Origin of the sequence: Myxococcus sp. CA005 (genome assembly GCF_006518205.1) — a bacterium.
Lineage (GTDB): Bacteria > Myxococcota > Myxococcia > Myxococcales > Myxococcaceae > Myxococcus > Myxococcus xanthus.
Window position 1 is genome coordinate 26,238 of record NZ_SRLV01000074.1, and the last position, 18,274, is coordinate 44,511.

Annotated in this window: 19 protein-coding genes; 4 read left to right on the forward strand and 15 right to left on the reverse strand. The window is 69.3% G+C overall.

Features of this window, described 5'->3' with window-relative positions:
• Window positions 1-112 precede the first annotated feature (112 nt).
• Window positions 113-655, forward strand: a complete 543-nt coding sequence (locus tag FMQ63_RS27275; protein WP_043613114.1) for a cytochrome c oxidase assembly factor Coa1 family protein — start codon at window positions 113-115, stop codon at window positions 653-655.
• A 77-nt stretch (window positions 656-732) separates the two neighbouring features.
• Here FMQ63_RS27275 and FMQ63_RS27280 read toward each other — a convergent pair whose 3' ends face one another.
• The 4 genes from FMQ63_RS27280 to fsa form a co-directional block, all read right to left on the reverse strand.
• Window positions 733-1,698 carry an electron transfer flavoprotein subunit alpha/FixB family protein gene (locus FMQ63_RS27280; RefSeq protein ID WP_011555870.1) on the reverse strand — a complete coding sequence of 322 codons (966 nt, stop codon included), beginning with the start codon at window positions 1,696-1,698 and terminating at the stop codon, window positions 733-735.
• Window positions 1,699-1,734: 36 nt separating this feature from the next.
• A complete protein-coding gene (locus FMQ63_RS27285; RefSeq protein WP_011555871.1) occupies window positions 1,735-2,532 on the reverse strand; it encodes an electron transfer flavoprotein subunit beta/FixA family protein in 798 nt (265 codons plus the stop codon).
• Between the two features lie 117 nt (window positions 2,533-2,649).
• Window positions 2,650-3,786 (reverse strand): acyl-CoA dehydrogenase family protein, encoded by a 1,137-nt coding sequence (locus FMQ63_RS27290; protein WP_026114250.1) that lies wholly within the window; start codon window positions 3,784-3,786, stop codon window positions 2,650-2,652.
• A gap of 188 nt (window positions 3,787-3,974) precedes the next feature.
• A complete protein-coding gene (gene fsa, locus FMQ63_RS27295) occupies window positions 3,975-4,646 on the reverse strand; it encodes a fructose-6-phosphate aldolase (RefSeq protein WP_011555873.1) in 672 nt (223 codons plus the stop codon).
• 132 nt (window positions 4,647-4,778) lie between these two features.
• Here fsa and FMQ63_RS27300 point away from each other — a divergent pair, with 132 nt between their 5' ends.
• Complete coding sequence (locus tag FMQ63_RS27300) at window positions 4,779-5,837, forward strand: SIS domain-containing protein (RefSeq protein ID WP_011555874.1); 1,059 nt, start codon at window positions 4,779-4,781, stop codon at window positions 5,835-5,837.
• Window positions 5,838-5,920: 83 nt separating this feature from the next.
• On the opposite strand, the gene FMQ63_RS27305 is transcribed toward FMQ63_RS27300, so the two are convergent.
• From FMQ63_RS27305 to mutM, 9 genes are all read right to left on the reverse strand, one after another.
• Window positions 5,921-7,261: a lipopolysaccharide assembly protein LapB gene (locus FMQ63_RS27305; RefSeq protein ID WP_011555875.1), complete on the reverse strand. Its 1,341-nt coding sequence runs from the start codon at window positions 7,259-7,261 to the stop codon at window positions 5,921-5,923.
• Window positions 7,258-7,782, reverse strand: a complete 525-nt coding sequence (folK, locus tag FMQ63_RS27310; RefSeq protein ID WP_011555876.1) for a 2-amino-4-hydroxy-6-hydroxymethyldihydropteridine diphosphokinase — start codon at window positions 7,780-7,782, stop codon at window positions 7,258-7,260. Before folK ends, FMQ63_RS27305 begins: the two co-directional genes overlap by 4 nt.
• Window positions 7,779-8,549, reverse strand: a complete 771-nt coding sequence (locus FMQ63_RS27315; RefSeq protein WP_011555877.1) for a fumarylacetoacetate hydrolase family protein — start codon at window positions 8,547-8,549, stop codon at window positions 7,779-7,781. Before FMQ63_RS27315 ends, folK begins: the two co-directional genes overlap by 4 nt.
• Window positions 8,546-9,361: a 4-hydroxy-tetrahydrodipicolinate reductase gene (dapB, locus tag FMQ63_RS27320; protein WP_011555878.1), complete on the reverse strand. Its 816-nt coding sequence runs from the start codon at window positions 9,359-9,361 to the stop codon at window positions 8,546-8,548. The genes FMQ63_RS27315 and dapB overlap by 4 nt, the downstream gene beginning before the upstream one ends.
• Before the next feature lie 39 nt (window positions 9,362-9,400).
• Window positions 9,401-10,288, reverse strand: coding sequence for a 4-hydroxy-tetrahydrodipicolinate synthase (gene dapA / locus FMQ63_RS27325; protein ID WP_011555879.1), 888 nt, complete (start codon window positions 10,286-10,288; stop codon window positions 9,401-9,403).
• 16 nt (window positions 10,289-10,304) lie between these two features.
• On the reverse strand, window positions 10,305-11,546 hold the full coding sequence (gene lysA, locus FMQ63_RS27330) for a diaminopimelate decarboxylase (protein ID WP_011555880.1): 1,242 nt from the start codon (window positions 11,544-11,546) through the stop codon (window positions 10,305-10,307).
• On the reverse strand, window positions 11,543-11,791 hold the full coding sequence (locus FMQ63_RS27335; RefSeq protein WP_216608986.1) for a lipoprotein: 249 nt from the start codon (window positions 11,789-11,791) through the stop codon (window positions 11,543-11,545). The genes lysA and FMQ63_RS27335 overlap by 4 nt, the downstream gene beginning before the upstream one ends.
• A gap of 2 nt (window positions 11,792-11,793) precedes the next feature.
• The gene (locus FMQ63_RS27340) at window positions 11,794-13,593 is read right to left on the reverse strand and encodes a TIGR04551 family protein (protein WP_026114251.1); all 1,800 of its coding nucleotides are present in this window, start codon (window positions 13,591-13,593) and stop codon (window positions 11,794-11,796) included.
• Between the two features lie 76 nt (window positions 13,594-13,669).
• The gene (gene mutM, locus FMQ63_RS27345) at window positions 13,670-14,542 is read right to left on the reverse strand and encodes a bifunctional DNA-formamidopyrimidine glycosylase/DNA-(apurinic or apyrimidinic site) lyase (protein ID WP_011555883.1); all 873 of its coding nucleotides are present in this window, start codon (window positions 14,540-14,542) and stop codon (window positions 13,670-13,672) included.
• Between the two features lie 204 nt (window positions 14,543-14,746).
• On the opposite strand from mutM, the gene FMQ63_RS27350 reads away from it, so the two are divergent.
• Window positions 14,747-15,571: a M48 family metallopeptidase gene (locus FMQ63_RS27350; RefSeq protein WP_011555884.1), complete on the forward strand. Its 825-nt coding sequence runs from the start codon at window positions 14,747-14,749 to the stop codon at window positions 15,569-15,571.
• Window positions 15,572-15,582: 11 nt separating this feature from the next.
• Here FMQ63_RS27350 and FMQ63_RS27355 read toward each other — a convergent pair whose 3' ends face one another.
• Both FMQ63_RS27355 and FMQ63_RS27360 read right to left on the reverse strand, forming a co-directional pair.
• Window positions 15,583-16,629, reverse strand: coding sequence for a YihY/virulence factor BrkB family protein (locus FMQ63_RS27355; protein ID WP_011555885.1), 1,047 nt, complete (start codon window positions 16,627-16,629; stop codon window positions 15,583-15,585).
• Window positions 16,630-16,752: 123 nt separating this feature from the next.
• On the reverse strand, window positions 16,753-17,640 hold the full coding sequence (locus FMQ63_RS27360) for an MTAP family purine nucleoside phosphorylase (RefSeq protein WP_011555886.1): 888 nt from the start codon (window positions 17,638-17,640) through the stop codon (window positions 16,753-16,755).
• A gap of 93 nt (window positions 17,641-17,733) precedes the next feature.
• Between FMQ63_RS27360 and FMQ63_RS27365 the strand changes: the two genes are divergently transcribed.
• On the forward strand, window positions 17,734-18,274 hold a 541-nt coding region (locus FMQ63_RS27365), incomplete at its 3' end, for a hypothetical protein (protein WP_141276779.1).

Genomic DNA, 18,274 nt, shown 5'->3' on the forward strand with positions numbered 1-18,274 from the left:
GTTGCCCGGTACACACACCAACCGCTGGCGGTGCCGGACGGCCTCCGCGCGTTCCCCGCGAGCCTCCGGAGCGAATAAGAGGAGGCCGCGCGTGAAGTGGGAGGAGGCGGCCATGGACGCAGCACAAGAAGGTTCAATGGCGCCTCGGCCTGGCTGGTGGAGCCGCCACTGGCGCTGGGTCCTTCCGCTGGGATGCCTGGGGCTGCTCGCCTCGTGTATCGGCCTGGGAGTGCTTGCCACGTACCTGGGCTTCTCCTCCCTGGGGCAGTCCGACGCGCACCAGGAAGCCGTGGCCATCGCCAGCGGCGACGCGCTGGTGCAGCGCGCGCTGGGGACGCCCATCGAAAGCGGCCTGCCCCGGCGCAGCTCCGTGCAGAGCCGCAACGGTGTCTCTCGCGCGCAGTTCTCCCTCCCGCTCGAGGGACCCGACGGCAAGGGCACACTGCATGCGCAGGGTGAGAAGCGCGGAGACGGCCCCTGGCAGTTCAGCCACCTCATCGTCGCCCTGAGCGACGGCACGCTCATCGATCTGCTCCGAGCCGAACCGCCCAAGCGCCCCGAGCTGCCACTGCCCGCCGAGCCGCCTTACGCGGACGAGGCCCCGGAGCCCGGAGAAGTGGCGCCGCGCGACGCGGGCCGCGACATCGAGCTGTGAGGTGAAAATGCGAAGGGGCGGCGCGGGGAGGTCCCCACGTCGCCCCTTGCGTCAGGGCACGTCCGTGCCCTCCGGTACTACTTCAGCTTCGCCAGCTCCGCGCGCAGCTCGGGCAGCACCTTGAAGAGGTCCGCCACCATGCCGTAGTCCGCCACCTGGAAGATGGGGGCCTCGGGGTCCTTGTTGATGGCGACGATGGTCTTCGAGCTCTTCATGCCCGCCAGGTGCTGGATGGCGCCGCTGATGCCCGCCGCGATGTAGAGCGCCGGAGCCACCACCTTGCCCGTCTGGCCGACCTGCAGGTCGTTGGGAACCCAACCCGCGTCGCACACCGCGCGGGACGCGCCCACTGCGGCGCCCAGGTCGTCCGCCAGGCCTTCAATCTCCTTGAAGTCGCCCTTGGTGCCGCGACCACCGGAGATGACGACGCGAGCCTCGGTCAGCTCGGGACGCGCGCTCTTCACTTCCTTGAAGTCGACGAACTTCGTCTTGGAGGCCTCGACCTTCGGGCTGAAGGTCTTCACCTCGGCGGCGCCCTGACCGCCAGCGGCGGCGGGGAACTCGGTGGCGCGCAGGGTGAGCACCTTCACCGGCGTGGTGAGCTTCACGTCGGCGAAGACGTTGCCGGCCCACATGGGACGGGTGAAGGTGATGTCCGCGCCGCTGCCGTTGATGGCCATGACGTCGGTGGCCATGGCGGCGCGCAGACGGCCGGCCACGCGGGGCAGCAGGTCCTTGCCCTGCGCGGTGGACGCCATGCCGATGTAGTCCGCCTTCAGCTCCTGGGCCAGGGCGGCGATGGCGGGCGCGTAGGTCTCCGCCAGGTAGTGCTCCAGCTCGGCGGCGGCGCCCAGGTGGACGGCCTTCGCGCCGTAACCCTTGAGCTCGTCAGCGACCTTCGAGGGGTCCTTCCCCACCAGGGCGATGTGAAGCTCACCACCGGCCTTCTCCGCGAGCTGCTTACCGGCGGAGATGGCGTTAAGGGTGGCCTTGCGGAGGTTCCCGTCCGGCTGCTGCTCGGCGACAATGAGAACGATAGGCATTTGGATGACTCCGTAGAGAGTGTGCGGAAGGGCCGCTCAGACGACCTTCGCCTCGTTGTGCAGCTTCTCGACCAGGGCAGGAACGTCCGCGACCTTGATGCCGGCCTTGCGCGCCGGGGGCGCGGACATCTTCAGGACCTGGATGGCGGGGGTGACATCCACGCTCAGCTTGGCCGGCGTCAGCTCCTCGATGGGCTTGCTCTTCGCCTTCATGATGCCCGGGAGGCTGGCGTAGCGCGGCTGGTTGAGGCGCAGGTCCGTGGTGACGACGGCGGGTAGCTGGCACTCCACCGTGGCCAGCCCGTTGTCGACCTCGCGAATCACCTGCACGCTCTTCTTGTCGGCGGAGACGACGATGGCGGGAACCTTGTTCTTCTCCTGCTCGCTCTCCATGGACTCCACCTTGGAAGCGAACGTGGCCTGGCCCCAGCCGAGGAACTCGGCGAGGTACTGGCCCACCTGGTTCTGGTCATCGTCGATGGACTGCTTGCCGAGGATGACGAGGTCCGGCTGCTCCTTCTCCACGACCTTCTGGAGCAGGGCCGCGATGCCGAGCTGGTCCACCGGACCGGTGTGGTTCACCCACACGGCGCGGTGCGCACCCATGGCCAGCGCGTGCCGGAGCTGCTCCTGCACTTCCTTGCCACCGATGGACACCACGACGACCTCGCCCTGGTGCTTCGCGACGAGCCGAAGTCCTTCTTCGACGCCGATTTCATCGAAGGGGTTGATCTTGTACTTCAGCCCCTCCTGAACGATGCCCGAGCCATCCGGCTTGACCTTGATCTTCGACTCGGGGTCTTCCACGCGCTTGGCGGTGACGAGGATCTTCACGGCGGTGCTTCTCCTTACGGGGAGGAGTTTGGAATCTGGAAAAAACTGTCTGGGTTAATAGGCATTGGCGCGTCGCAGCGGCAATGGGAAACGGCCGCCGGACGCGGTGCCGCGGCGCTACTTGAACAGTTCCCGCGCGATGACGAGCCGCTGGACCTGGCTGGTGCCCTCGTAGACCTGGATGAGCTTGGCGTCGCGCATCAGCTTCTCCACGGGGTACTCCTTGATGTAGCCGTAGCCGCCGTACACCTGGACGGCGTCGGTGGCGACCTTCATGGCCATGTCCGCGGCGAAGCACTTGGCGTAGCTGGACTGGAGGGAGTTGCGCTTGCCCTCATCCAAGAGCCACGCGCTCTCGTAGGTGAGCATGCGCGCCGCGTGGGTGTTCATGGCCATGTCGGCAATCATGAACTGGATGGCCTGGTGCTCGATGATGGGCTTGCCGAAGGTGCGGCGCTGCGTGGAGTACTCCATGGAGTGCTCCAGCGCGGCGCGGGCGATGCCCACGGAGAACATGGCCGTCAGCGGGCGGCTGTTGTCCAGCGTGGCCATGGCGATGGCGAAACCCTGACCCTCTTCGCCAATGCGGTTGGCCACCGGAACGCGCACGTCCTCGAACGTCAGCGACACTGTCTCGCTGGCGCGCTGGCCCATCTTGTTCTCGTGCTTGCTGACGGAGAGCCCTTCGGGGCGGCCCTCCACCACGAAGCAGGTGATGCCCTTGTGCTTCTTGCCCTTATCCACCGTGGCGAACACCGTGTACTGGCTCGCCTGGCCACCGTTGGTGATGAAGCACTTGGCGCCGTTGAGGACGTAGTGGTCTCCGTCCAGCCGCGCCGTGGTCTGCATGTTGGCCACGTCACTGCCGGCCTCGGGCTCCGTGAGACAGAACGAGGAGAACTTCAGCTTCTCCGTGAAGGGCGTGAGCAGCCGCTTCTTCTGCTCCTCGGTCGCGTGGAGGATGATGGGGAGGTTGGCTAGGTCGTTGGCGATGATGGACGTCGCCACGCCCGCACAGCCCCAGCTCAGCTCCTCGGCGACGATGGTCTGGTCCAGATGGGACAGGCCCACGCCGCCGTACTCGGCGGGTATCGCCATGTTGAGCAGCCCCAGCTCCCACGCGGTCGTCAGCAAATCGAGTGGGAAGGTGGCCGTCTCGTCGTAGTGGGCGGCCTTCGGACGCACCACTTCGCGGGCGAACTTGCGTGCCGCGTCCTGCAGCGCGCGCTGGGCGTCGGTGAGCTGGAATTCCATGGGGACCTCGTGACGGGTTCGGCTCGTTGACTCGGGAGTCAACGAATACATGCCGCGGCGCGAAATCGCCAGTGCAACCCGCCGGGAACCGGAGGAGGACGGGCTCCATTTTTCTCAAAAAAACAGGCCCCAACCCCGCAGAGGGATTGGAGCCATGGAAACCGCCGTTAGCCTGTATTTCCCGAGGGTTATTTGGCCGCGGGCGGCTTGGCGGCCTTGGGGACCTTCTCCCAGTCGGCCAGGAACTTCTTGATGCCGGCGTCGGTGAGCGGGTGGTTCGCCAGCTGGGTGATGACGTTGTAGGGCAGCGTGGCCACGTCCGCGCCCAGGCGGGCGGCCTGGAGCACGTGCACGGGGTTGCGCACGCTGGCCACCAGCACCTGCGTGTTGAAGTGCTCGTAGTTCCGGTAGATTTCCAGGATGTGGGAGATGAGCTCCATGCCGTCCTGGGAGATGTCATCCAACCGGCCCACGAAGGGCGACACGTAGGTGGCGCCGGCCTTGGCGCACAGCAGGGCCTGGTTGGCGGAGAAACACAGCGTGACGTTGGTGCGGATGCCCTCGGCGGTCAGCGCCTTGGTGGCCTTCATGCCCTCCACGCCCATGGGAATCTTCACCACGACGTTGTCGTGGATCTTCGCCAGGGAGCGGCCCTCCTTGATGAGCTCGTCCGCTTCCATGGACACACATTCGGCGCTGATGGGGCCATCCACGATGGAGCAGATTTCGCGGATGGTCTCCTCCAGGCCCCGGCCCACCTTGGCGAGCAAGGACGGGTTGGTCGTCACTCCGTCCACGCAGCCCATGGCGTGGGCCTTGCGAATCTCCTCCACGTCGGCGCTGTCGATGAAGAACTTCATCTCGTCCCTCTCTTGAAGGTGGAATGTGCCCCGGCCAATGGAGGCCGGGCGAGCAGGCGCGTAACCGATGCCCCCCCATGCGTCAAGGGTGGCCACCGCGGAGGGGCGGAGGTAGAAGGCCGGACACTGAACATGGCCCGCCCTTCCCGCTCCGCCGCCAAGAAGCCCCGCCTGCGCGCCCTCCCCGGCCGTCCCGCACAGCCACCTGCCGTCCTCCCCGACGCGGAGGCCACGCTCGCCTACGCGCGGAGCGTGCTGGAGGCCGAGGCCCGCGCCATTCTCGGCGTGACGGAACGTCTGGGAGACGACTTCCTGCGCGCCGTGCAGTTGGTGCGCGACTGCCGGGGCCAGGTCATCGTCACTGGCATGGGCAAGGCGGGCCACATCGGCCAGAAGCTGTCCGCCACGCTGGCCTCCACGGGCATCCGCTCCGTGTACCTCCACCCCGCCGAGGCCGTGCACGGAGACCTGGGCCGCGTGGGCCGGGGCGACGTCATCCTCGCGCTGTCCAACAGCGGCTCCACGGAAGAGCTGATTCGCCTGCTCCCCTCCTTCAAGCGGATGGAGACGCCCGTCATCGCCCTCACCGGCGACGCGAAGAGCCCGCTGGGCCGCGGCGCGGACGTGGTGCTGGACATCGGCGCCATCGCGGAGGCCTGCCCCATGGGCCTCGTGCCCACGGCCTCCACCGCCGCGCTGCACGCGATTGGCGACGCGCTGGCGATGACGGTGCTGCGCTCGCGCCCCTTCGGCACGGAGGACTACGCGCTGCTGCACCCGGGCGGGAAGCTGGGGCGCTCCGTGCAGCGCGTCTTCGAGCTGATGCGCACCGGCAACGCCAACCCGCTGGTGCGCGACACCTCGCCCCTGTCCGCGGTGGTGGGGGTGATGACGAAGACGCCGGGCCGTCCGGGCGCCGCGTGCGTGGTGGACAAGGCAGGGAAGCTGGTGGGCATCTTCACCGACGGCGACTTGCGCCGCCGCGTGGAGGCGGGCCTCACCGACTTCACCGTGCCCGTGCGCGAGCTGATGGGGAAGAACCCGCGCTGCGTGACGCCGGAGACGCTGGTGCTGGCCGCCGCCACGCAGATGCGCGAGCTGCGGGTGGACCAGCTCCCCGTGGTGGACGTGGAGGGCCGCGCCGTGGGCCTGCTCGACGTGCAGGACCTGCTGGCCGCGAAGTTCGTCTGAGGCGTGGGCCGCGGAGGGCCGCCGCGCGGTCCTGCTGAACGCGCAGGACCCGCCGGCCGCGAAGCACTTCTAGCGCGCGGGCGCTACTTGCCCAGCTTCGCCTGGAGGCTCGCCTTGTTGGGGTAATCCGGCGCGTCGGTGGCGAGCTTCTCCCAGAGCGCCTTCGCGCCCTTGTCGTCGCCCTTGGCCTTGAGCGTGTCGCCCAGCGTCTCCACGGAGAGCGGGTCGGTCTGCACGGCCACGCCCCACACGCGCACCGCCATGGGACGCTCCAGGGACACCAGGGCCCAGGCCATGCCCGCCTTCGCGCGCCCGTTCTCCGGCTGGAAGGGAACCACGCGCGTGTAGTTGGCGAGCGCTTCCTGGTACTGGCCCTTCGCCAGGAGTTCCTCGCCCTCGTCCACCAGCTTCGCCAGGCCCTGCTCCAGCTCCGGCGTGCGCTCGGTGCCCTTCACCGCGTCCACCATCTCCTGCGACAGCGGCCGCGGCGCATCCGGCGCGGCGGCAGCGGGCGCCTGCGACAGGCGGATGCGGCGGTCCTCCGCGCGCGAGGCGAGCAGCTGCTTGCGGCCCCCCGCTTTCACCGTCTCCTCCACCAGCGCCACCATCCGCTTCGCCATGGGCGCGCGGAACGAATCGGGGTACGTGGTCGCGACCGCCTCGAAGCCCTCGCCCGCCTTCTTCAGCGCCGCCACGTCGTCGCCCTTCGTCTCGAAGAGCAGCGCCGCGCGCGCGTAGAGGGCCTCCTCATGCAGGGGCTCCACCTCCAGCACGGCGTCGTAGGCCACCAGCGCCTTGCCGCTGTCGTTGGACAGGTAGAGCGCATTGGCCTGCATCACCGCCACGTCCAGCACCGGCGCCAGCGCCGCGCGCGCGCAGGCCGCCGCGCCCGCGGTGTCACCCTTCTTCGCGCGCGCCTGCGCGGCGGCGCCCATGTCCTCCACCGGCATGTTCGGGGTGAAGCCGCAGCCCGCCGCCTCCGCGGTGGGCACCGTGGCCTTGCCCAGCTTCTTGCGCTGCGCCAGGAACAGCTCCCGCGTGGGCTGGGCGCGCGCCAGGGCCTGCTGAAGGTAGGTGCTGGCCTCCGCGTTGCGGCCATTCACGTAGTACAGGCGGCCCAGCGACGCGGCGATTTCGAAGGTCTTCTCACGGTCCGCCAGCCCCTCCGTGGAGTCGAGCTGGCGCAGCAGCTCCTCCGCGGACGGCGGCGCCCGGCCCGTGCCCGACATGGGCGGGTGGCCTGGGGGCAGTTGCTCCGGGCTGATGCTGGGAGCCGCGCCCTCCGTCGGCGGGTGGCCCTCCGGCATGCCAGAGGTGGCGGGAGAGGCCGTGGTCCCCGGAGGGATGACCGGGTGGCCGGGAGGCAGCGTCGAGGGCTGGGCGGTCAGCAGCGCCGCGGTGGCCAGGGCAAGGGACAGGTTCATGTGTCGTTGCTCGAGTAGCTCGCTTCCGGCCACCACGTGGCCTCGCTCCTGCGGACATCCTGCGGGGCGAGTTTCCCGAGGAGCTCCTTCACCGACATCCCCAGTACCGGATGACGCAGGTGGGGCGCCAGTTCAACGAGCGGCTCCAGGGCGAAGCGGCGCTTGTGCAGCTCCAGGTGGGGCACCTGGAGTGTGGGGTCGGCCACCACCTGTCCCTCCCAGAAGAGGATGTCCAGGTCGATGGTGCGCGGGCCCCAGCGCACCTCCCGGGTGCGGCCCAGGTCCTTCTCAATCTGCTGAAGGATGCAGAGCAGCCGCTGCGGCGGCAGGCCACACTCCAGGGCCACCACCGCGTTGAGGAAGCGCGGCTGCGGCGGCCCCACGGGGGCGCTGTCGAAAAGCGAGGAGCAGTGGAGCACCGCCACCGCGTCGATGCGGGACAGCGCGGACAGGGCGGCGACGAGGTGATTCTCGCGCTCGCCCTCGTTGGAACCCAACCCGACGTAGACGGTGTCGCTCACGGCTCCATCTCAACAGGGTTCACCAGGGTTCCGATTCCCTCCAGCTCCACCTCCACCGTGTCCCCGGCCGACAGCTTCCCCACACCCGACGGCGTCCCGGTGCTGACGATGTCCCCAGGCAGCAGCGTCATGATGTGGGAGATGAACGACACCAGGCGCGCGGGACTGAAAATCATGTCGGATGTGCGGCTGTCCTGGCGCACCTGCCCGTTCACCCGGCACACAATGCGGAGGTCGGCGGGAGACAGGCCCGTCACCGCCCACGGCCCCGCGCACGCGAAGGTGTCGTAGCCCTTGGCGCGGGTGTGCTGAATCTCGCGGCGCTGGACGTCGCGCGCCGTCACGTCGTTGAAGCAGGTGAGGCCCCAGATGGCGCGCGCCGCGGTGGACTCGTCGGCGTTCTTCAGCTTCTCGCCGATGACGAGCGCCAGCTCCGCCTCGTAGTGGACTTCCTGGCTCGCCTTGGGGATGCGGATGGGCGAGCCCGTGCCATTGAGCGCCGTGGAGGGCTTGGTGAAGATGAGCGGCTCGGGCGGCACCGGCTTGCCCATCTCCTCCGCGTGCTTGCGGTAGTTCTGGCCGATACACACGACCTTGGACGCGTCCGACGGCACCAGCAGCGTCAGCGAGGACAGCGAGCGGTGGATGCCCGTCTCCTTCGCGCCAGCCCAGGGCGCGGCGGTGAGGACCACCACCTCGGAGCCTTCCACCCGGCCGTGGTGCGCACGGCCCTCATGCAGGAAGCGGCAGTAGCGCGCGGTCGTCATGAAGTCCTCTGGAAGCCGAGCACGTCGGCCATGTCATGGAGACCAGGCGCGCGCCCCGCCACCCAGCGCGCGGCCCTCAGCGCGCCAGCAGCGAACTGGTCTCGGTTGGTGGCGCGGTGCGTGAGCTCGATGCGCTCGCCCTCACCCAGGAAGTACACGGTGTGCTCGCCCACCACGTCGCCGCCCCGCAGCGTCTGCACACCAATCTCGCGCGCGGGCCGCGCGCCAATCTGCCCATGCCTCGCGAAGGTGAGGTCCTCCTGGGTGCGCCCCAGGGCCTCCGTCAGCACTTCCGCCAGCCGCAGCGCGGTGCCGCTGGGCGCGTCCTTCTTCATGCGGTGGTGCGCCTCCAGCACCTCCACGTCGAAGCCCGGCCCCAGCACCCGCGCCAGCTCCGCCGCCATGCGGATGACCAGGTTGACGCCCACCGACATGTTCGGCGCGGCGACGATGGGCACCGCCTTCGCGCTCTCCGCCAGCGCCGCGGACGCCTCCGGCGTGAAGCCGGTGGAGCCCACCACCAGGGCCACGCCGCGCGCGGCACACACCTTCGCGTGCGCCACGCTCAGCTCCGCGCTGGTGAAGTCGATGACGACGTCCGCCTGCGCGGCGTCCAGCGCGCGCTCCAGGCTGTCCACCACCGTCACGTCCACCGGGCCCAGCCGCGTCGCCACCCCGGCGTCCTGGCCCACCGAGGCACTGCCCGGCCGCGCCGTGCCTCCCACCACCCGCAGGTCTCCCGAGTCGAGCGCCAGGCGAAGCAACGTGCTGCCCATGCGGCCGGTGATGCCGGTGATGACGGTGCGAATCATGTCTGCCGCGCTCCAGGTAACGGCGGGATGAGGGAACGCTCAGCCCGTGAGCAGGCCCAGCTGGCGCAGGGTGTCGCGAAGCTTCGCGGCGTTGGGCTCGGTCATCTGCACCAGGGGCAACCGCACTTCGGGCCCGAACAATCCCATCACGTGCAATCCCCACTTCACGGGCGTGGGGTTGGATTCGATGAAGAGCAGGCGGTGCAACTCGTTCATCCGCACCTGGAGGTCGCGCGCCACCGCGATATTCCCCGCGCGCGCCGCCGCCACCAGGTCCGCCATCATCCGCGGCGCCACGTTGGACGACACGGAGATGACGCCCTTGCCGCCGCAAGCGATGAAGGGCAGCACGGTGAAGTCGTCACCGGACAAGAGCGTCATCCGGTCGCCGCACTTCTCCAGGATGTCGATGGCCCGAGGCATGCTGCCAGTGGCCTCCTTGAGCGCCACCACCTCGGGGATGTCACACAGCCGCAGCACGGTGTCGGGCAGCAGGTCCACGCCCGTCCGGCCCGGCACGTTGTAGGCGATGATGGGGAAGCCCGGGTGCGCCTTGGCCACCGCGCGGTAGTGCTCCAGCAAGCCCTCCTGCGTGGGCTTGTTGTAGTAGGGCGTGACGATGAGCGTGCCGTCCGCGCCCGCGTCGCGCACGCGGCGCACGCCGTCGATGGTCTCCGCGGTGCTGTTGGAGCCGGCGCCGCCCACCACCGTCACGCGGCCCTTCGCCTCCTCCACCACCACCTTCACCGCACGGGCCCGCTCGTCGGCCGTCATCGTCACGGCCTCGCCGGTGGTGCCCATGGGGACCAGCACGCTGGTGCCCCCTTCAATCTGCTGGCGGACCAGCGCCCGGTATGCGGGCTCATCGAGCGCTCCGTTGCGAAACGGAGTGGCCAGCGCCGTCATGGAGCCTTCGAAGGTCTTCATGCCGGCGCTTATACGTTCAGGCCCGCTCACCGCGCCAGAGATCCTCGACGCGCTCCCGCTCCCGGACCACGCGCCACGCCGCACCGTCCACCAGCACCTCGGCCGGGCGTGGCCGGGAGTTATAAGTGGACGACATACTCATGCCGTACGCGCCCGCGCTCATGAAAGCGAACAACTCGCCTGCTTGCGGAAGCACCAGGGGCCGTGCCTTCGCCAGCACGTCGGTGGATTCACACACCGGCCCCACCACGTCTACCTCCACCGCCTTGCCCCGCCGCTTCACCAGGGGCTGAAGGCCGTGGTGCGCCTCGTAGAGCGCGGGGCGCAGCAAGTCATTCATGCCCGCGTCCACCACCACGAAGTGCCGCGCTGGCGTCTTCTTCCGGTACAGCACGCGCGTGAGCAACACGCCCGCGTTGCCCACCAGCGCCCGGCCCGGCTCCAGGATGAGCGTGGCCCCGGTGGCACCCGCCGCGGCCAGCACGGTGCGGGCGTACTCCTCCGGAGACGGCGGCGTCTCGTCCAGATAGGTGATGCCCAGCCCGCCGCCCACGTCCAGGTACGCCAGCGGATGGCCCTTTTCCTTGAGCGCGGAATACAGGCCCGCCACCTTGGACAAGGCCGCGCGAATGGGCGCCGTCTGGGTGAGCTGCGAGCCGATGTGGCAATCCAACCCGGCGGCCAGCAGGCCCTTCATCTTCTTCGCGCGCGCGTAGAGGGCCACCGCCTCCTCGAACGGCACTCCGAACTTCGACGTCTTCAGGCCGGTGGAGATGTAACGGTGCGTGCGCGCATCCACGTCCGGATTCACGCGCAGGGCGAATGGCGCGCGGCGCCCCAGGCGGCGGCCCACGGCGTCCAGCGCCTCCAGCTCCTCGGCGCTCTCCACGTTGAAGAGGAGGATGCCCGCGGCCAGCGCCGCCTCCATCTCCTCCTGCGTCTTTCCCACGCCAGCGAACACCGTCTTCCCGGCGTCCCCGCCCACATGCCGCACCCGGGCCAGCTCGCCGCCGGAGACGATGTCGAACCCGCCGCCCCGCTCGGCGATGAGCCGGAGGATGGCCAGGTTCGAGTTGGCCTTCACCGAGTAACAGATGAGGTGCGGCCGGTCTCCGAAGGCCTCCGTCACCACCCGGATGTGCCGGGTGAGCGTGGCGGTGGAGTACACGTAGGTGGGCGTGCCCACGGACTCGGCGATGGCCGCCAGCGGCACATCCTCCGCGTGGAGCACGCCCTTGTGGTAAGCGAAGTGATTCACGGGACTCCCGCGTCCTCGGACTCCGTCGGTGACAGCGGCGTCTCCACCCCGGTCTCCGGCGTGGGAGACAGGGTGGGCCCCGACGGCTCCAGGGGCCCTCGCTCCGACTCAGGGGGCGGCGACTGCGTCTGCGTCGCGGGCGCTGGTGGAGGCCCGGGTGGCCGCGGGGGCCCCTTGATGCCACACGCCGCCAGCATCAGTGACACGCTGGCGGCCACGCACAGCCGCGCGAGGACCTTGCACATGACTAGAACTGCATCCCCAGCCACGCGCGGATGGTCTGCGGCGTGTCCAGGTCGTTGCGCAGCGTCGCGTCGAACTCCTGCAAGCCGCTCATCGGGAACAGGATGCCGTACGCGATGCCGGCGATGAACCCGTCCTCCGTCTTGTAGTCCGCGCCCACGTTGACCTCCAGGCCCAGCGCCTTGCGCGTGGTGGACGGCGTGGACTGCGCGTACATGGCCTGCGAGTAGATGACGCGGCCGTAGATGTCGAAGCCCTCGGTGATGGTGTACTTCGCCGAGGGGCGGACATAGAACGCGTCCGTCACCCCGACCAGCAGCTCGCGCCACAGGATGAGGTCGATGCGGTAGTCGCGGTTGAAGCGGAAGTTGCGGATGGCGTTGTCCCTGCAGCCGCCCGTGCCGCAGTCGTACTGCGGGCCCTCGAAGTCACCCGGCGCCGTCTGGCCGTTGGCGCCCGAACCCGGGCGGCCCGGCTGGTTGCCGAAGCCATACGCCTTGTCGCCGGAGGCGAAGCCCAGCTCCATGTTCAGCGACAGCTTCTGGTCCAGCAGCCGCAACTCACCCTGCGCCACGCCGCCGAACTGGGCCACGGTGAGGCTCTGGTTGAGCGTGGGGTCGTTGATGGCGCCCACGTCCAGCGCGCGGTTGCCGATGCGCCCCAACTGGGCGGCGGCCTCGAACTCCAGCCGCCAGTTCTTCTCCTCGTACTTCAGCCACAGGTCCGGCACGAACAGCGTCGCGTCCCGCGGGATGAAGCCGGTGTTCTGGCCATTCGTGGTGGAGCCGTCGTACTCCCACTTCTGGGTGCGGTAGGTGAAGTGCAGGCCGTACTGGAGCACGCCCTGGTTGTTGTCCAGCTTGGAGCGGATGACCTGGTCGGTGTCCCGGCGCGCGATGGCAATCACCCAACTGTGCGCGTCATCGGACTGGGTCAGGTCGATGGGCTCGCCCACGGTGCCACGCGTGTCGGTGACGCCCTCCGAGTTGAAGTCCAGCATCGGCGTCACGTACCAGCCCTCGAAGGGGTTGGTGACGAACTGGACGCGGTCCACGGTGTCGCCGAAGTCGCAGTCGAAGCAGGTGCCGTCGTTGCGCAGCATGCCCAGGCCCCACTGGCTGCCCATGCGGCCGAAGCGCAGGATGCCCACCGGCGTCTTCACCTCACCGTAGGCGCGGCGCAGCTTGATGGAGTCCTGGAGCGCGTCCGCCAGCGGGTCCTGGCTCTCGGAGAAGATGCCGAAGATGTTGCGCGTGTTGCCGGGCAGCAGCGTGTCCGGCATGGCGCCCATGATGAAGTTGTCCAGGCCGAGGACCTCCATCTTCAACGCCACCTGCTCGGAGATGTTGAAGGTGGGCGCCAGGCGCACGCGCATGGTGGCGAAGGACTGGGTGTTCTCCTGCGCGCTGCGAGGCGAGCGCGGGAAGAGCTCCCGGCCGGGCGCCTTGCCCAGGTCGAACTTGTAGAAGAGCGTGGGGCGGACGCGGAAGTAGCCGTCGAGCGTGAAGACCTCGAGCTTGCGCTTCTCCTCCGGGAACTCCTCGGCCCACTCGTCCGTGGCGCCAATGGACTGCTTGGCGGCCTCGGCGCGAATCTCCTCGCGAAGCTCCTCCTTCAGCGCTTCCAGGTCGTCACGGCTGACGCCCTCACGAGTGGAGGACACAGGCGCGGTCTCCGCGGGAACAGACTCCGCGGGGGCGGCTTCCGCGGGCGCGGGCGCGGGCGGGCTACCCTCCGGCACCGGCGTCTGAGCGGTGGCCGTGGACGAAGCGACGAGTAGCGCCGCCAGCAGGGCGTGAGACATGGGCAACGATCTCCAGGGCCACCTGGGGCGGCCGGGTCTGAAAGGCGGGCGATTCAAGCGACGGGACCAAGGGGTGTCAACGCTTACCAGGGCGGGCCTTCGCGCCGTCAACGGCCGGCGCCCCCGCCTCACTTCGGCGTCCGTCCTCCGGCTGGCACCGGGGACAGAAGTGGGTGGTACGGCCTCCCTGGGTGAAGGACTCGACCCGGGTGCCACACTGGGAGCATGGGCTCCCCGCGCGGCCGTACACCTGGAATGGATTCTCCGAGCGCCCCTCCTCCAGGTACACCGGCTCCTCCCCCTCCTGCTCCTTGAGGCCGAAGTCGATGGTGGCGCGGATGGCCTGGACCAGGCGTTTCCACTCGTCCGGCGTCAGGGAGCCGGGCTGGCGCGAGGGGTGAAGGCCCGCGCGGAAGAGCGCCTCGGCGGCGTGGATGTTGCCCAGGCCAGAGATGCGCTCCTGGTCCATCAGCGCCACCTTCAGCTCCTTCCGGGAGGAGCCCACGGCCTGCTGGAGCTGCCCCGCGGTGAGGCCATCCGCCAGCGGATCCCTCCCCAGGATTCGCACCGCGTCCAGCTCCCGCAGGCGCGCGGCGGGCGCCGGCTCCAGGCGGCCGAACATTCGTGGATCGGAGAAGTGGATGACATGGCCGTCGTCCAGATGGAACCGGGCGCGGCTGTAGGGCGCCACCTGCCCCTCGGTGCGGCGGACGAACTTGCCCGTCATCCCCAGGTGCCCCATCAGCCCCTTACCGCCCTCGAAAGCGAAGAGCAGGTACTTGCCCCGGCGGACCAGCGACTCCAACCGGCCCGTGAGTGCGTCGAACTGCTGGCGCTCGGCGCCTCGGAAGATGCGGGTGTTCTCCGACTCGGCGCGCACGATGCGCCGGTCGCTGAACCAGCGCACCAGGTTGCGCCGCGCGATTTCGACTTCGGGTAGCTCTGGCATCCTGCGGGGCACATACACCGGCGGGCGTCCCCACGCACCGCCTACCTGCCGGGCAGTGAACACGGGGGTGGTGGCGGCGCGAAAGCCGGATGCCCGGATGCTTGCACCACGTAGCCCTTGAAGGCAGGTGCCGATGTGGGCCAGCGTCGCGCCTCCCGCGGAGCGACGCGGCGTAGACCTCTGGAAAGAAAGGCAGCACTCGTCATGCAGCGCATCCTCGTGGCGGTACTGGGAGTCACCCTGGCATTGGGCCTGTCGACGGGCTGCACCAAGCAGCGCATCTCCGCCGAGAAGGCCGTGGCCCGCACCCTCATCTCCGACGAGCAGGAGGAGCAGCTCGGCAAGCAGGTCAAGGCGGAGCTGGAGACGAAGGAGAAGATCAAATACGTGCAGAACGCGGCCGTCGTCGACTATGTGCGCGGCATCTCCACCAGCATCCTGAACCAGGCCTCCAAGGACCGGCCCGGGGTGAAGTGGAAGATCAACGTCATCGACGACCCGAAGACGGTCAACGCGTTCGCCACGCCCGGCGGCTACCTGTACGTCTACACGGGCCTCATCCTGGCCGCGGACACGGAGGCGGAGCTGGCCGGCGTCATGGCGCACGAGGCGGGCCACGTCGTGGGCCGTCACTCCGCGCGCGCCATGGTCAACCAGATGGGCCTGCAGGCCATCACCCAGGCGGCGCTGGGGCAAAACCCGGGCACGGTGGCGCAGATCGCCGCGTCGCTGGTGAGCGGCGGCACGCTGCTGGCGCACGGCCGCGGCGAGGAGATTGAAGCCGACGAGTACGGCGCCCGCTACGCCTCCGGGGCGGGCTATGACCCGCGGGGCCTCATCACCTTCTTCGAGAAGCTCCAGAAGGAGCAGGGCGACACGCCCGCGCTGATGAAGTGGCTGAGCACGCACCCCACCAACAGGGATCGCATCGTGAACATCCAGAAGATCATCTCGCAGAAGAACCTGCGGGGCAGCAACAACGGCCCGGGTGGGCTTCCCGCCATCAAGCAGGCCCTGGGCGGCAAGTAGCGCCCCAGCCCTCAGTGCAGCGTGGAGGAGCGAGGGTCCTGCTCCTCCACGGTCGGCTCGGGCTCCTGCCCCCGGGCCACACGGCGCCGCCATCGGAAGCGCGCCAGCTTCGACCGCATGGCACTGCTGGCGCTCTTGGCCGCGCCAGGCGTCTTCAGGGGCGGCTCCAGCGGCGCGGGCTCCCCGAAGCCGCGGGCGCCCTTCGACTTCCCCTCCACCGAGGCGTGCTCGAGGATGGCGTTGACTTCACCTCCGACGATGAAGATGAGCCCGGAGAGGTAGAGCCACAGCAGCAGCACCATCACGCCACCGATGGAGCCGTAGGTGACGTTGTACTTGCCGAAGTGCTCCACGTACTGCGTGAAGCCCCAGGTGCTCGTCAGCCACAGGCCCGTGCCCAGGACGGAGCCGGGGGTGATGTACTTGAAGCGCTGCTTCACGTCGGGCAGCAGGTAGTAGCAGAGCGCCAGCACCAGCATCACCAGTGACGCGGTGAAGGGCCAGCGCAACCAGGACCACACGAGGTGGAAGGCGTCCACGAGTTGCAGCTTGCCCGCCAGCCACAGCCCCAGCCGCCCACCGAGCAGGAACGCGGCGAAGGACAGCGGGATGAGCAGCGAGCCCAGCAGCGTCACCAGCATCGCCAGGCCCTGCGTCTTCCAGAGGGGCCGGGATTCAGAGACGTCGTAGGCCAGGTTGAGCGCGGTGCGCAGCGCATTCACGCCGCGCGACGCGGACCACAGCGTGATGACCAGACCGGCCGTCAGCAGCTTGGGCTGGGGCTGGTTGACCAGGGACTGCAGGTGGCCGGTGATGAGGCCCATCGCGTCCCCCGGCACCAGTGGACGGATGCGGTCCAACATCGCGTCCACCGCGCCCGGGGCGAACGGCAGGTACGCCACCAGCGTGACGAGGAAGAAGAGGAAGGGGAACAGCGAGAACAGCAGGTAGTACGACAGTTGCGCCGCGATGTCGGTGACGCTGTCCTCCTGGAACTCCCTCACGAAGCGCCGGCTGAACTCGCGCCAGGACAGGTGCTTGAGTCTGGGCAACCGCATGCTCGCCTCCTCGCTCCGAGTCGTACCGGGGCTCAGAAGGTGAAAACGGAAGCGCGCTTTGGCAGCAGACGGCCAGGCGGGCGCACGGCGTGTGGCCCGGTCGAATGACCTGGTGCGGTGTCGTCAGGCGACGTTGGGCGGGAGGTATCTGCCCAGCAGTGGACGGAGGCGGCCGCGCACCTCGTCGGGGATGCGGCTGCGCTCGGTGCCGATGGCCAGGGCCAGCGCGGTGTCGCAGCGGCAGATGGCGCGGGCTTCACCGATGCGAGGCAGCGCGCGGCGGATGAGCGCGGCGCCGCTGGCGGTGACGGCCTTCCGGTTGTGGGAGACCTGCGCCAGCAGGTCGTCATGCTCCTGCCCCGGCGCGCGCGGCTGCCACGAATCGTAGTCGGTGGGCAGGGCCACCATCGCGTAGTGGAGCTCCGCCTCCCGGGCGAGCCGGGCCTCGGGCATGCCCGTCATTCCCACCAGGTCCCCGCCCCAGGTGCGGTAGAGCATGCTCTCCGCGCGGGTGCTGAGGGACGGGCCTTCGATGCAGACGTAGGTGGCCTCGGCGTGCACGGTCGGCCCCAGCGGGTCCCTGGCGTGCTCCAGCACCTGACGCAGGGTGCCGCAGAAGGGGTTGCCCAGGTCCACGTGGACGGCGACGTCGTCGTAGAAGGTGCAGGGACGGCGGTAGGTGCGGTCGATGACCTGGTCCGGCAGGGCGAGGTGGAGCGGATGGATGTGCTCACGCAGGCTGCCCACGGTGCCGGTGGCGAGGACGTGGGTGACGCCCAGGACCTTCAGCGCGTACATGTTGGCGCGGTAGGGCGCGCGGGTGGCGTTGTAGACGTGGCCGGTGCCGTGGCGGGCGACGTAGGCGACGGAGACGCCGTCGAGCTCGGTGGTGACGATGGGGCCCGCGTGAGGACCGAAGGGCGTCTCCAAGATGTGGGACTCGCCCTTGCCGGGGATGCCCAGTGCCTGGGCCAACCCGGGGCTCCCGATGATGCCCACCCTGACAGCCATGTGCCTCCTCGTGGCGCGACCATCGCGCCAGGGGACCATAACGCGCCCCCCTCGCGCCGGAACCCCAGAAGACTGGTAGTTTTCGTAATCGCCATGCGAGCCCTTCTGATTCTTGGCCTGACCCTCGCCGCCGGCCCCGCCGCGGCCGCCGTCCCTTCTGGCTGCCAGGAGGACTACGCGACCTGCAAGGAGGACTGCTCCATCCAATACGGAGGCAGCGGGCGCACCATCAAGCAGCTCACCCACTGTCTGGCCGAGTGTCAGGAGAACGTGGGCCTGTGTGCGGACCGGCACTCGTCGCTGAAGGGGCTGCCCGCCGGGGTGGTGGCGGATCCGCCGAAGCGGCGGAAGGGAAAGAAGCTGACTCGCGAGGAGGACCCGTTCGGCGACGGGGATGCGCAGCCCACGCGCAAGCGCAACAGCCGCGAGGAGGACCCGTTCGGGGATGAGAAGCCCTCGGGCCGGCGGGACGGCTACCGCGCGTCGGAGTCCTCCGCTGCGGCGGAGCCTTCGCGCCGCGCGCCGGAGCCTGTGCCTCCGCCGCCTCCGTCCTCCGGTGTCGCGGTGGAGGCCACGCGAACGGGCGTGTACCGGGCGAGTGAATCGGACCCACCTCCGTCCCCTACCCCCGCAT